Here is a 14,361-nt window from a genome sequence, read left to right on the forward strand (position 1 = left end):
GAGCGGCCGCCTGGCCGCGATAGGGTTAAATCAAAACCTCCTTCAGCCCCGGAGGAAGGCGCTAGATCAAGACCCCGCCGGCGGCGGCGTTATTGCCAGCCGCCGCAAACGGCGATTCTTCAGCTTCTGAATCAGGCTCGGCGCCAGCGCCACCAGGGCCGAGCCCACCACCACCATCAACGCTCCCAGATACGCTAGATGGTTAAGCAGCTCCGGCTGCACGATACTCGGCCAGAGCATGGAGCCCAGAGCAACCATGCTGAAGGTAAACAGCGGCGTGGTCGCGATGGTCGCGCTGACCCGTGAAGCTTCCCAGTGCACCAGGGCTTCGGCAAAGGCGCCGTAAGCGACCAGAGTATTCAAGCAGCAGGCGACCAACAGCCAGAATTGCAGCCCGGTCAAATCCAACACAGACAATGGGTTGGTCAACGGCAGCAACAACAGCGAGCAGGCCAGGTAAATGACCATCATCACCGTAATCGACGACCAGATCGTCAACAGCTGCTTCTGCGCCAGTCCGTACAGCGCCCAGGTCAGCGCCGCCGCCAGGGTGATCAGAATACCGAGGGTGTAACTGGTCATCTGGGTAAAGAGTTCGACCAGCCGTTGATTGAAGAACAGTACAAAGCCCGGCAGCAGTACCAGCACGCCGAGCACCTGGCCCAAACCAAAACGTTCGCGGAACACCAGCATGCTGCCGAACATCAGCATGATCGGCGCCGTCTGGATCATCAGCTGCATGGTGCCAGGCGTCAGCCGGCTCAGCCCCAGCAGATAGAACACGTAGTTGCAGGCCAGCCCGACAATGGCTACTACCAGCAACCAGCGATTGTTAGTCGACAGCGCGCGAATCGATGGCAACCGTCCACGCGCGGCCAACCAGATAAACAGTACAAGCCCGGCACTGAACAGGCGATACCAAGTCACGGTATAGGGGTCCATGCCCTTGAGGACTTCTTTGAGCATGATCGGCAGCACAGCCCAAAGCACGGTCGTGATCATGGCCAGAACGAAACCGTACAACCAGCGACCAGACGAGACGTGCATGATAAAAACTCTGAGCTTGCGAAGGGACGCCGCATTGTAGCCGAGCGCCAAGGGTGCCTGACAGTTACAGATGGGCTTGGGTTGCTGCCCGAACTGTTATTATGTTGGCGCAGCGCAAACTGGTGCAGCACCTGTTAAGCGCCCACAAAAAAATGGCTGCGCCCTTGCGGGTAGCAGCCTAAGGAGAGCAGCACATCTACATCGGGGTAGATAAGGTCACTAAAACAATGGGACCAGTCTCCTTGTCAAAGCCCTGCCAGGCCATTCGACCAACGTCTTAATGACCTTAGACCTTCGGCGTAGCTGTCGGGCGCACGCGATGCCAGCCGCTTTTATCCTGTTCGACCGGGTAGCGCGCCCACGTGACAAACGTGGATAACCGGCACATTCCGCCGCTACCTTCACCCTGACCCTTGATCGTTTTGTAGCGCACGCGTCCATAGCGCCCCGGTCGCCTTGGCACGACCTGAAGCACCTCGCGCACGGACCAGTTACTACCGGGCAGACCGTTGCTATAGAAGGCCCCTGCAGTCAGATCATCCTCACTCACACCCTCTGTCTTGGCGTGCCTATTTGCCAGCTCGACCAGCTTGAGCAAATCATCGAATTCAATATCGACGTAGGAGTTCATCTGCCGCAAAGCGTGGTGGAAGTCCTCCGGCGCGATGCCCGGCGGGCGAGCTACTTGATGATGGGACAGCGACAAGGGATAACGCCGCCATTCAAACAGGTTATTGAACAGAAGCGCCGCCGCGACAATAATCAGCGCGTCCAGCAAAATGGGGTAAAGGACGAAGTGGAAGCCGGCGCTCTCTACTGCAGGCCCTCCCAGCACGACAATCATGGCCGTGGCGCCACCAGGCGGGTGCAGGCAGCGCAAATACATCATCAAGAAGATGCTGCCGCCCACTGCCAGAGCCGCCACCCAGGGGCCCGCAGGTAACCACTGAACGCAGGCCACGCCAAGGCTGGCAGACATGACCTGCCCGCCAACTACTGACCAGGGCTGCGAGAGCGCGCCATGCGGCATCGCAAATACCAGTACAGCACTGGCGCCCATGGAGCCGGTCACCCAGAGCGCACCGTCACCATCAAGCCCGATATGCGTGACCCAATACACCACCAGCAGCGACAAAGTTGCTCCCAGAGCAGAAATCAACTTCTCCTGGTGGCTGGTAGTGTCTGGTCTCCAACCGATAAAGCGCAAGCTTTCGCTTAGCCATCGTCGCCCCATAACTCACCCTCTATCTTCGCCAGCAAGCCGTCCATGATACGCCTTGGCACAAACTGAATCCTAGGACAGCAGCATGCCTGCTATGCTCAGATCATTAACCGGCAATAGGAGACACAGCATGAGCACATTGCCCCATGAATCACTGAACACCAGCGACGCTGCCGCCACGGCAATGGACGAGGATGCTATCGAAGAACTGCTGGAGGAGTTACAGGAATGGACCCTGAAACACGTCGACGGCGTGCCGCGGGTGGAAAAACGCTATCACTTCAATAATTTCGTCCAGGCGCTGGCCTTCACCAACAAAGTCGGTGAATTGGCAGAAAAGGCTGGCCATCACCCTGCCCTGTTAACTGAATGGGGCAAGGTGACGGTCAGTTGGTGGAGCCATTCGCTGGGCGGTGTACACCGCAATGATCTGATTATGGCCGCGAGAACCGACCAGTTAGTCTGATTTTAGAACAGCGAGTCGCTGGCAGCTTTCTCAAGCAACAATGCCGGCGGCTCGAACCGCTCGCCGTATTGCTCCGCTAGGTAGCGCGCCCGCGCAACAAAAGCCTGCAGCCCATATTGATTGATAAACTGCAGCGCGCCCCCCGTCCAGGCCGCGAAACCAATACCGAAAATCGAGCCAATGTTGGCATCCGCCGTCGACAGCAGCACCTTTTCTTCCACGCAGCGGACCGTCTCGATGGCCTGGATAAACAACAGCCGGTCGCGGACATCCTCCTGCGCAATCATCCCATCGGGCTTTTCGAACTGCTCTTTCAAGCCAGGCCACAAATGCTTACGCGCGTCCTGCGGATACGCATAAAAGCCCGCCCCCGCCGCTTTACCCGGACGCTTGAAGGTCTCGACCATCTGATTGATCACCTTGAAAGCCGGATGCTCGGGCAAGCTCTGACCTTCGGCGGCCAGGTCTCGACGGGTCTGTTCGCGGATATGGCGCATCAGGCTCATCGACACTTCATCCGACACCGCCAGCGGGCCCACCGGCATTCCGGCTTGGCGCGCGATATTTTCGATCAACGCCGCGGACACGCCCTCACCCAGCATCGCGATGCCTTCATTGGTAAAAGTGCCGAACACCCGCGAGGTGAAGAAGCCGCGGCTGTCGTTGACCACAATCGGCGTCTTGTTGATCTGCATAACGAAATCAAAGCTGCGCGCGAGGGTTTTATCACTGGTGTGCTGGCCGCGAATGATCTCCACCAGCGGCATCTTGTCTACCGGGCTGAAGAAATGCAGACCAACAAACCTGTCCTGCTGTTTGACTGCCGTGGCCAGCCCGGTAATTGGTAGCGTCGAGGTATTGGAGGCGATAACCGCATCCGCCAACGCGTGCTGCTCAGCCGCCTGGGTGACCCTGGCCTTGAGCTCGCGATCCTCGAACACCGCTTCAATAATCAGGTCGCAACCGGCAAAGTCGGCCTCGTCAATGGTTGGATAAATACGCGCGAGTAGCGCCTCGCGTTTTTCCGCTGTGGTCTGTCCGCGGGCCAGTTGCTTGTCGAGCAATCCGGCGGAATAGGCTTTGCCCTTGTCTGCCGCCTCGGTGGAGATATCCTTGAGTACCACCTCAATGCCTGCTGCTGCGGCGACATAGGCTATTCCGGCGCCCATCATACCGGCACCCAGCACGCCCAACTTGCGCGTGACCATCTTCTCGAACCCGGCGGGCCGCGAGCCACCGGCCTTGATCTGATTGAGCTGAAACCAGAAGGTGCCGATCATGTTCTTGGCCACCCGGCCGGTGGCCAGCTCGGTAAAGTAGCGTGTTTCGATCAGCTGCGCGGTGTCGAAGTCGACCTGCGCACCCTCTACTGCAGCGCAGAGGATTTTCTCCGGGGCCGGAAAACAACCCTGGGTCTTGCTGCGCAACAGCGCGGGTGCCATCGGCAGCAGCTGCGCCAGCGCCGGATGGCTCGGCGTGCCGCCAGGCAACTTGTAACCCTTGCTATCCCAGGGCTGAACAGCCGCTGGATTGGCCAGTATCCAGGTCCGTGCCTTGGCCAGCAGGTCTTCACGGCTGCTCGCCAGTTCATGTATCAGACCCGCCGCCAGCGCCTGGGCGGGCCGCAGTTGCTTGCCCTCGGCCAGATACGGCAGCGCCTTCTCCACCCCCAACAGGCGCACCATGCGCACAATGCCGCCACCGCCCGGCAGCAAACCCAGGGTCACTTCCGGCAAGCCTAGCTGCACCTGTGGCTGATCAAGCGCAATACGGTAATGGCACGCCAGCGCCAGCTCCCAGCCGCCACCCAATGCCGCGCCATTGATGGCCGCGACGACCGGTTTACCCAGGGTTTCCAGGCGCCGCAGTTGCGCCTTCAATCCCAGCACCATGTGATAAAAAGTCTCGGCCTCGGCGGGGCTGACCTTGATCAGCTCGTTAAGATCCCCGCCGGCAAAGAAGGTTTTTTTCGCCGAGGTGACAATCACCCCGGCAATCTGCTCGCGCTCAGCTTCCAGGCGCGCAACGGTCGTGGCCATGGCCTGGCGATAGGCCGCGTTCATGGTGTTGGCGCTCTGGCCCGGCATGTCCAGGGTCAGCGTGACGATAGCGTCGGCGCTTTTCTGGTATTGGATAGCATCTGTCATGGTCGATTCCTGTGTGCTCACATCAAAGCCGCTCGATAATGGTGGCGATACCCATGCCGCCGCCCACGCAAAGCGTGGCCAGGCCGTAGCGCAACTGCCGGGCTTCCAACTCGTCGAGTAGCGTCGCCAGAATGATGCAGCCGGTGGCACCGAGCGGATGGCCCATGGCAATCGAGCCGCCATTGACGTTGACTTTCTCTTCCGGCACCTGCATCTCCTTCATAAAGCGCATGACCACCGAGGCGAAGGCTTCATTGACCTCAAACAAGTCAATATCGGTAATGCTCAGTCCGGCGCGGGCCAGCGCCTTGCGCGTGGCTGGCGCAGGGCCGGTGAGCATGATGGTCGGATCCGTACTGGTCACTGCGGTCGCCACCACCCGTGCTCGGGGTGACAGTCCCAGTGCCCGGCCCTTATCCTCAGAGCCGATCAACATGGCCACCGCGCCATCAACGATTCCCGAGCTGTTGCCCGGCGTATGCACATGCTGAATACGTTCCACCTGCGGATATCGGGATAGTGCAGCAGCATCAAAGCCCATTTGCCCCATTACCTCAAAACTCGGCTTCAATGCGCCCAGGCCAGCGAGCGTGCTCTCAGCACGGATAAACTCATCGTTATCCAACAACACGATACCGTTCTGGTCGGTTACCGGCACCAGCGTGCGACCAAAGGCGTTGCGGCTGCGGGCGCTGGCAGCCTTTTGCTGCGAGCGCAGCGCAAAGGCGTCAACATCCTCGCGACTGAAACCCTCCAGCGTGGCGATCAGATCCGCGCCTATGCCCTGCGGTACGAAATGCGCGCGCATATTGGTTTCAGGATCCATCGCCCAGGCCCCGCCATCCGAGCCCATCGGCACCCTCGACATGGATTCCACACCACCTACCACGACCAGATCCTCGAAGCCCGAACGGACTTTCATGGCGCCCAGATTGACCGCCTCAAGGCCCGAAGCACAAAACCGGTTGATCTGTACCCCGGCAACCCTATCATCCCACCCTGCCACCAGCGCTGCGGTCTTGGCGATGTCGGCACCCTGGTCGCCGATAGGCGTCACGCAGCCCAGCACGATGTCGTCTACCTGACTGGTATCCAGATCCTGGCGTTGTTGAAGGCTGCGCAACAGGCCAGCGATCAGGTTGACCGGCTTGACGCTGTAAAGCGATCCATCTTTCTTGCCTTTGCCACGCGGAGTGCGCACGGCGTCAAAAATAAATGCTTCGGTCATGGGGTTCTCCGTAATAATTGCTTATACCTACCCTACTCCTGACAGCAAGCGCAACAATGACCAAAACGCTCAATCCCGCTGACAAAAACGCTGCTACGTAGGCGTTGCCGCAGACGACAAACAGAATCATGACACTGTCATGGCAGCGTCATTCTAGTTGGCGACTATGTGACTAATTCAAGTAGCCAATTCATCTAACGCGGATAGATTGGAAGGACTATTCTGAAATCGAAGTGTCAGATGTTGAACGGGCAACCCTCGCCGCAGTCACACACTTTAGATAACGACTCGTCTAGTCGACATACATCAGCGCAAAAGCCATTACCCGGCTGGCGCCGCAGGCCTTACCAAGGCACCTGCCAACAATAATAAATGGTGATTATTATGAAAGAACTGATCAAAACCCAGTGGCCTTACGTTGCTCTGGTCTTTGTGGCTACCTGGCTATTGCTGATCTTCCCGAATATCACTTAATACTGCAGGCCAGCGTATTTCTTGGTAATCAAGTGGCAAAGGTAGGTTCAAGAGTATAATGACGGCGAACATGTCGCCGGAGTTATCGTGAACTCATCATCGCCCTTTGCCCACCTCAGTTGGTCCGCCGATGGGCAGCCGTTTTCGGAACAATTCGACGATGTGTATTTTTCCAGCGTGTCAGCCCTGGAAGAGGCACGCCATGTATTTCTCCAACACAATAATTTACCCGAGCGTTGGGCAACGCTAGCGGACGGCGATCATTTTTGCATAGGCGAAACCGGCTTTGGCACCGGGCGAAGCTTTCTTGCCGCTTGGCAGCTCTGGGACCAATGCGCACCCAAATCGGCTTTCCTGCACTTTGTCAGCAGTGAGCAATACCCGTTATCAACCGCCGATCTGCGCCGTGCACATACCCTGTGGCCCGAACTACAGCCTTGGTCAGAGGCGCTAATAAGCCACTATAGCGACCTCGCTCCTGGCTGGCAGCACTTCGTTTTAGCTCAAGGCAGGGTCACACTGACACTGCTTATCGGCGATATGTTAGAGACCCTGCCGCAGCTTGATGGCCAGGTCGATGCCTGGTTCCTGGATGGCTTCGCTCCGGGAAAAAACCCAGATATGTGGCAGCCCGCCCTTTACCAACACATGGCCCGGCTCTCACGACCCGGCACCACCGTGGCGACCTTCACCAGTGTCGGCGAGGTACGCCGCGGACTGATAGCGGCTGGCTTTGATACACAAAAAGTCCCGGGGCATGGCTATAAACGCCACATGCTTGCGGGCGTTCTGCAGCAGCAACCAGCGTTACCCTGGGCCGCGCCCTGGTATCTGCGTCCCACCGGGCGCCCGGCGCCACGCACGGCCATAGTCATCGGCGCCGGTCTCGCCGGGTGCTGCACCGCCTTTGCCCTGGCGCGGCGCGGCTGGCAGGTCACGGTGCTTGAGCGGCACAAGGCAGCGGCGCAAGAAGCCTCTGGTAACCCCCAGGGCATTCTGTATTGCAAGCTCTCGCCCCATCACACCCCCCTTTCCCGGTTTGTGCAGAGCAGCTACGCTTATAGCCTGCGGTTATTGCAGGAGGTATTACCCCAGGGCGAAGATCAATGGCAAGCCTGCGGCGTACTGCAGCTGGCGGCAAATGCCAAGGAGGCGGCGCGCCTAGCCAGGCTCGGCTTGGACGGCTACCCGCGTCAGTTCCTGCACAGCCTGGACGCCCGCGAGGCGAGCACGATGGCGGGCGTGACAATCGACCACCCTGGCTTGTTCTTTCCCGAGGGTGGTTGGGTCAACCCTCCAGCACTCTGCGAGAAATTACTGCAACACCCTGCGATCACCCTCAAGACGCACAGCGCAGCCCTGCACCTGCAAACCCACGCAGAGCAATGGCAAGCACTGGACGGGGAGGATCGGATCCTGGCCGAAGCGCAAATAGCGGTGATATGCAGTGCAGCAGACAGCCAAAGATTTGCCCAGACGGCGCATCTACCGCTCAAAGCCATACGCGGTCAGATTACCCATCTACCTGCTACCGAGCGCAGTGCGCAGCTGCGCACCGTGCTCTGCGCCGAGGGTTACATTTCTCCAGCACGCCAAGGTGTGCACCATCTGGGCGCCAGTTTCCGGTTTGACCGTACCGATTTTCACCCCAGCACCGAGGAAAACCAGAGCAACCTGGCCTTGCTCGACAACCTGTCGCCGACGCTCGCCGACGTTCTGCAGCGCGACCATCTGGACCCCGCCACACTGGAAGCGCGCGCCGCACTGCGCTGCACCACGCCCGATTATCTGCCGGTCATCGGACCCGTGGTCAATGCCGCCAGCTTCCAGCGCGCCTATGCTGCACTGGGGAAGGATGCTTCCAAACAGCCAAGCACTTCCTCTCCGTGGCTTCCAGGGCTGTTTATCAATGCTGCACATGGCTCACGCGGATTGATCAGTTGCCCGCTGAGCGGCGAGTTGATCGCTGCTCAGGTGACCGGCGAACCGCTCCCACTTCCTATTGATCTGGCTCATTCGGTGCACCCTAGCCGCTTTCTGCTACGCCAGTTGGTTCGCGGCCAAGGCGCGCGCTGATAGGCGGCGCATTTCGCCACCCTGTGCTAGCATTCAGTCACGCCTTGTCACAATAACTCCGAATAATCGACAAGCTCTCTGAGGTGTGCATTTGATGGCCCTCTCGCCCAGACCGTTGTTACTGTGCTGTTTTTTTCTGCTGGGACTTCCACTTCAGGCTGTGACAGCTAATAGCTTGCTGCTCGACGACCCTGACCTGCGCGTCAATCTTTCCCCCTATGTGTTACTGGTAGAGGATCCTGGCGGCCAGTTGAGCGTTAGCCAACTGCGCGGCAACCTGAGCCTGGACTGGCGGCCAATATCGGGCAAATACACCAATATGGGCAAGACCGGATCGGCCTGGTGGATACGCTTTGCCATCAACAACCCCTTCGAGTCGACCATCAGCGGCGTCCTCGAAATCAATTACCCGATTCTCGACAACCTGCAACTGTTCCAATTTATGCCCGACGGCGCGCTCCGCGAGCAGCACAGCGGTGACCATCTGGATATGGCCAATCGTCCCATGCAGGTAAGAAACCCCTGGATTCCGGTCGACTTGGCACCCGGCCAGAATAGCTTCTACCTGCGGGTGGCTACCAGCAGCACTGTGTTTGTGCCGCTGTATTTCTCAACCTGGCCCGCCGCCGCTGCGAATCTGGAAGTCAGCATGTTGGCCAACGGGTTGTTCTACGGCATCTTGCTCGGCCTCTTTGCCTACAACCTGTTTCTGTATAACGCGCTGCGCGAACGCAGCTATTTCTGGTACCTGATCTACAACCTGAACATGCTGTTGTTCATGGCCGCATTCGATGGTCTTCTATGGAAATGGCTGCCGGTCGGTGTGAGCTTCCAGTCGGCGTCCATCTACAGCTTGATGTTTCTGCACTGTATTGTTGCCAGCCAGTTCAGCCGCTACTTTCTGCATACCCAGGAACGCTTTCCGCGCATTGACTGGCTATTGCGCTGCATGATTATTCTGATCGGCTTGACGCTCATCAGTCTGCCGTTGATCGGCGTCAATCTCTACAACCTGCTGGCAAGCCTGTACGTGCTACTCAGCTCCGCCGTATTGCTGGGAACCGGCATTTATGTCTGGCGCAAGGGCTTCCGTTACGGGTCTTACTACACCTTGGCCTGGGGCTTGCTGCTCGGCTCATTGATGCTCTCGACGACCGGCTCGCTAGGCATCGAACTTGCTATTAGCTACGGAACCGACTGGGTAAAACTGGGCATCTGCGTCGAGTTGTTCATCCTGTCACTCGGATTGGCCGATCGAATAAACGCTCTCAAGGACGCGCGTCACAAGGCTGACGAACAAGCCCAGCAAGCGCGTCTGGAGTCACTTGCACAAGGCCGGTTTCTCGCCAAAATGAGCCACGAGATCCGTACCCCGCTCAACGGCGTACTGGGTATGCTGCAATTGCTGCGCGACACCCGGCTGGACAGCCACCAGCGTTTTTACGTTGAAACCATCAACAGCTCCGGGAATGCGCTGATCTCGGTAATCAACGACATCCTTGATTACGCCCGCATAGAATCCGGTCAAGTGCGCCTGGAACGGATCGAATTCGACCTGGAAGAGCTGCTCTCCGATAGCTGCAGCCTATTTACCGCCGAGGCACTGAACAAACAGCTGTCGGTGTATTGCAGCCTGGATCCGCAGGTACCCAGGACCCTGATGGGCGACCCGACGCGCCTCAAACAAGTACTGCTCAACCTGATGAGCAACGCCCTGAAGTTTACCGAACAGGGCTACATAGCCCTGCGGGTTGAGCTGCTACCCGCGCTATCACCTGGAGCCTCATCATCTGAGCATGTGCGGCTGGCGTTTTCCATCCAAGATACCGGCATTGGCATCAGCGCTGACGCCCAACATCAGTTATTCCTGTCCTTTGCCCAAGCCGACAGCAGTACCACTCGCCGCTATGGTGGTAGCGGCCTGGGTCTGACCATTAGTCAGGAATTAGTCACATTGATGGGTGGGCAGATCCGGGTAGACAGCCAGCCGCAACATGGCGCCTGCTTCAGCTTCACACTGGATTTAGAGCCCGGCATCCACACCCTGCCTATTGCCCTGCACGAGCCGGCCTTGCCTGCCTGGCTGATCAGTGCCGACCCGGCGGCGCAGGCATGCTACGCACGCTTGCTAATACGTTTTGGCTACAGGCCACAACACCTGAGCCTGACTCCTTTGACAAAAGGACCGACACAAGGCTTCCTGCTGGCCTGCACCGAGGGTTTTGATCAACATCAACTGGCCCAACTGAACCAGACACTGGCCTCTCACTCGGACACGGCGCTGGTGATTTCCTCCAGTCACTTGCGACAATCGCTGCAGACATTCGGCTCTGCCCGCAGCCGGGTGTGCAACGCCCCGATCACCCCGGTACAACTGCGCAACGCCCTAAAGGAGCTAAGCACCACAACGAATAGCGGGAAAGGCCTAAACGAATACGATTTGGATGTGCTGCCCAACCCGATTGGCCGGCCACTCAGCGTTCTGGTTGCGGAGGACAACCCGGTGAATCAGATGGTAGTTCGTGGGTTATTAGAGACACGCTCCTGCCTGGTCAAGCTCGTGCCCAACGGGGCCGAAGCGCTGGCCACCTACTGCGCCAACCCAGACCAGTTCCAGCTGATATTAATGGACGGCGAAATGCCGGTAATGGACGGCTTTGAAGCTACCCGGCAGATACGGGCATTCGAAAGCCAGCACTTGCTCCCTGCCGTCACCATCGTTGCCTTGACCGCGCATATTCTTGATAGCCATCGTCAGGCTGGCGTCGACGCGGGCATGAACGACTATCTCGCCAAGCCGCTTAGACGTGAGGCTCTGTACGCAGTGCTCGACAAACTGATCACCCCGGATACAGTCCCGTAAATCCGTCATACAACAACTTGCAGCCAGTGAAAAACAGAAACACGTAACACAGTTGGTAAATGAGCTTTTCGTTGCTGCGTTGCAACATCCAAAAACCCATCTTCACCCCTACTGGCGCCAACGGCAGGAGCACCAGCGAGGTTAGCAGATTGCTGCTATTGAATTGATCCAGGTAGATATAAGCAGGCAGCTTAGCCAGGTTCACCACAGCGAAGAACACCGCAATGGTGCCCATTAGCAAGGTTTTATCCATCTTCTGCGGCAACAGATAGACGTTGATCGGCGGACCACCAGCGTGGATACCAAAGCTGGTAAAACCCGAGACCATGCCCCAAAAACCACCCCTTACCCGGCTGGGGCCGCGCACCGGAGGCTCCCCGCGTCTGAGCCATATATTCAGCACAAACAGCAGTGCAATAGCACCGATCAGCAACTGGATATGAGCGTCATTAAGCAGTCTGAAGGTCAGGCCGCCGAGCACTACACCGACCAGCGCTGCGGGAATGATGATGCGCAAATTAGTCTTGTCCCAACGGCCGCGGAAAGTACGCAGCGCGGTTATGTCCATGACGATGAGAATCGGCAGCAAGATTGCGGCGGCTTTTTGCGGCGACACGACCAGCGCCATCAAGGGGACTGACAAAATAGCGATATTGCCGCCGAAGCCGCCTTTGGCTATACCGTAGAACAACACTGCGGGAATCGCGCAAAGATAGAACAGGGGATCTGAAATCATCGGAAACCGGACGTTATCGACAGGTCGAGCAGTGTATCATCAGCGCTATGTCATCGACGAAGTAGACACCATGCTAATACCCTACGACCTGCTCGACCCAATCACCCTTGAACGCTTGCTCGAAGATTTTGTTACCCGAGACGGCACCGACAACGGCTATGACGCGAGCCTCGACCAACGAGTCGAGCGGCTGCGCAAGCAAATCATCAAGGGCGATGTGGTGATTGTCTATCATGCCGATAGCGGCGACACCAGCCTGGCACACCGCCGCGACGTACCGCCAGAGATGCTGCTGTAGTCCGCGCCCGCGGCATCAACGCAGCAAATCAGCCAAAGCCTGCATAGCCGGTAGTGTGGTTGGGAAGGTGTGTGCCGAGCTGGCCACCGGATGCGAAGAAAGCCGCACAACCACCAGCCCCACGGCAGGATTCACATGGATCATCTGCCCATGCACGCCAAGCGCCTCGTAGGCACCATCGGCGTTATGACTGATCCACCACTGGTTGCGGTAGGAATAGCCTGGCTGGAAATCCCGGCCTGAGGCCTTGAACGCCTCCTGATCAGCACCTTCGCGGATGGCTTTGACCACCTCGCCGCTGACAATCTGCTGGTTATTGTAGCGACCCTCCAAGCGCATCATCTCACCGAACCGCGCCAGATCACGCAGGCTTGCATTCATACCCGCACCTGCCCACTCGGTGCCGTGCCTATCTACCAGCAGATAGGCATCGTGCTCAGCGCCCAGCTTGCTCCAGATACGCTCACTGATCAGCTCAGCGAGGTGTTTGCCAGTAGCCTTGCGCAGCACCCAGCCCAGCACTTCGGTATGTACGGTACGGTAGATAAATCGCTCGCCGTGCTCGCCATCGGGTCCGATAGTGGGTAGATAAGGATACAACTCGCGCTGGCCAGTAAAGTCGCCAGGGGCTGGCAACATGCCCGCAGCAAAGGCGTACTTGATTACGTCGGACTCTGCGTCAGCGTAGACTTCGCTGTAATCGATATCCGCCGTCATGTTGAGTAATTGTTGCAGTGTTGCATCCTGCCAACCACTGCCCCGCAGCTCAGGCACGTAATCCGTGATCTGGGCCTGCGGGTCGAGCACGCCCTCTTCAATCAACTGCGTTGCCAGCAGACCGGTGAATGACTTGGTCATCGACCACATCATATGCGGATTCTGTTCGGGCATTCCTTCGTGATAAGCCTGATAGATAACTTCTCCGTCTTTCATGATCAGGGTCGCATCCGCATAGGAAGCAGTCAGGTAATCAGCAAAGCTCAACGTTGCCCCATCCGGGCCAGTAAAGCGCAGCGCATCAATTTCGGCGCGCCTATCAGTGCCTGCCGTCAGGGCTACGGCAGCGCCAGGCCCTCTGGATATATGACGTGAAGGAAGCAGCTCACGCATATGATGGAAAGCCCAGCGCACATTCGGATAGTCGGTCAGAAAATTAGCCGCTGTAACTTGTTTGTCGGCAGGCGGCGGGAAACCCTGCATCAACTGCAAACGATCCAGTCGCACGCTGTCGGGAGTAGGCAAGGTAGGCGCGGCACTTTGCGCCACAGAGGTGGTGTGGGTAGCCATCAGCATTACCAGCATCAGTGGAGTAATAGAGAAGGTACGGGGCAGTCGTATGGAAAGCATGGCGTATCCATTCGTTGTTGTTGTTGTTGCGCTTGAGACTAACCAAAGCCTGCCCACAAATCAGCGCCCAAATGGCCAACAAAGCCGCTTATTCAGCCAGCGAATCAGCCATCATTCAATAAGCGGCATATCGCGCCTTGATGCGCTGGTACTTTCCACTCTGGATAACCAGGGCGAGCCCTGATAAAAATGCTTACGGTCGGCCTTGCGGACGAAGTCAACCCGCTAGACAGGGAACTGATAACCGCATGCCGACTCTTACTAGTAAGGCCGAGCACAGGTGGCTGCGAGAAAATGTCGCAGGGCGCTTATTTGATCGATTTAGACGTGATTAAGTTACCCCGGTCATTCACTATAGCGACACCGCATCTGTTTCAGCTTTATTCCTTCAGTCCGCGTATTGGCGATTCGCGGACCAGCGACCCGGTGATCTGATGAGCCGGCACCCGGCAGCAGG

The 14,361-nt window shown here is 57.9% G+C and carries 11 protein-coding genes; 5 read left to right on the forward strand and 6 right to left on the reverse strand.

What is annotated here, in order from left to right; translation table 11 throughout:
• Window positions 1-66: 66 nt before the first annotated feature.
• Window positions 67-1,047: a DMT family transporter gene (locus K787_RS0112860; protein ID WP_022963210.1), complete on the reverse strand. Its 981-nt coding sequence runs from the start codon at window positions 1,045-1,047 to the stop codon at window positions 67-69.
• Window positions 1,048-1,333: 286 nt separating this feature from the next.
• Window positions 1,334-2,281 (reverse strand): HPP family protein, encoded by a 948-nt coding sequence (locus K787_RS23090; RefSeq protein ID WP_022963211.1) that lies wholly within the window; start codon window positions 2,279-2,281, stop codon window positions 1,334-1,336.
• Window positions 2,282-2,399: 118 nt separating this feature from the next.
• Here K787_RS23090 and K787_RS0112870 point away from each other — a divergent pair, with 118 nt between their 5' ends.
• Entirely contained in the window at window positions 2,400-2,735 is a 336-nt protein-coding gene (locus K787_RS0112870; protein WP_022963212.1) for a 4a-hydroxytetrahydrobiopterin dehydratase, read from the forward strand.
• 2 nt (window positions 2,736-2,737) lie between these two features.
• Here K787_RS0112870 and K787_RS0112875 read toward each other — a convergent pair whose 3' ends face one another.
• On the reverse strand, window positions 2,738-4,882 hold the full coding sequence (locus K787_RS0112875) for a 3-hydroxyacyl-CoA dehydrogenase NAD-binding domain-containing protein (RefSeq protein ID WP_022963213.1): 2,145 nt from the start codon (window positions 4,880-4,882) through the stop codon (window positions 2,738-2,740).
• 22 nt (window positions 4,883-4,904) lie between these two features.
• The gene (locus K787_RS0112880) at window positions 4,905-6,110 is read right to left on the reverse strand and encodes an acetyl-CoA C-acetyltransferase (protein WP_022963214.1); all 1,206 of its coding nucleotides are present in this window, start codon (window positions 6,108-6,110) and stop codon (window positions 4,905-4,907) included.
• A 561-nt stretch (window positions 6,111-6,671) separates the two neighbouring features.
• Between K787_RS0112880 and mnmC the strand changes: the two genes are divergently transcribed.
• Together mnmC and K787_RS0112895 are read left to right on the forward strand one after the other, a co-directional pair.
• The gene (gene mnmC / locus K787_RS0112890; RefSeq protein ID WP_022963216.1) at window positions 6,672-8,660 is read left to right on the forward strand and encodes a bifunctional tRNA (5-methylaminomethyl-2-thiouridine)(34)-methyltransferase MnmC2/FAD-dependent 5-carboxymethylaminomethyl-2-thiouridine(34) oxidoreductase MnmC1; all 1,989 of its coding nucleotides are present in this window, start codon (window positions 6,672-6,674) and stop codon (window positions 8,658-8,660) included.
• Between the two features lie 94 nt (window positions 8,661-8,754).
• Window positions 8,755-11,523: a hybrid sensor histidine kinase/response regulator gene (locus K787_RS0112895; protein WP_022963217.1), complete on the forward strand. Its 2,769-nt coding sequence runs from the start codon at window positions 8,755-8,757 to the stop codon at window positions 11,521-11,523.
• Here the strand turns inward: K787_RS0112895 and K787_RS0112900 are convergent.
• Window positions 11,501-12,259 (reverse strand): sulfite exporter TauE/SafE family protein, encoded by a 759-nt coding sequence (locus K787_RS0112900; RefSeq protein ID WP_022963218.1) that lies wholly within the window; start codon window positions 12,257-12,259, stop codon window positions 11,501-11,503. The genes K787_RS0112895 and K787_RS0112900 overlap by 23 nt on opposite strands.
• Window positions 12,260-12,329: 70 nt before the next feature.
• Between K787_RS0112900 and K787_RS0112905 the strand changes: the two genes are divergently transcribed.
• On the forward strand, window positions 12,330-12,557 hold the full coding sequence (locus K787_RS0112905) for a YheU family protein (protein ID WP_028614906.1): 228 nt from the start codon (window positions 12,330-12,332) through the stop codon (window positions 12,555-12,557).
• 15 nt (window positions 12,558-12,572) lie between these two features.
• On the opposite strand, the gene K787_RS0112910 is transcribed toward K787_RS0112905, so the two are convergent.
• On the reverse strand, window positions 12,573-13,904 hold the full coding sequence (locus tag K787_RS0112910; RefSeq protein ID WP_022963220.1) for a serine hydrolase domain-containing protein: 1,332 nt from the start codon (window positions 13,902-13,904) through the stop codon (window positions 12,573-12,575).
• Between K787_RS0112910 and K787_RS25095 the strand changes: the two genes are divergently transcribed.
• The gene (locus K787_RS25095; protein ID WP_152486841.1) at window positions 13,894-14,088 is read left to right on the forward strand and encodes a hypothetical protein; all 195 of its coding nucleotides are present in this window, start codon (window positions 13,894-13,896) and stop codon (window positions 14,086-14,088) included. The two genes, K787_RS0112910 and K787_RS25095, sit on opposite strands and share 11 nt — an antisense overlap.
• Window positions 14,089-14,361: the final 273 nt, after the last annotated feature.

The organism is Halopseudomonas pelagia CL-AP6 (assembly GCF_000410875.1).
Taxonomy (GTDB): domain Bacteria; phylum Pseudomonadota; class Gammaproteobacteria; order Pseudomonadales; family Pseudomonadaceae; genus Halopseudomonas; species Halopseudomonas pelagia.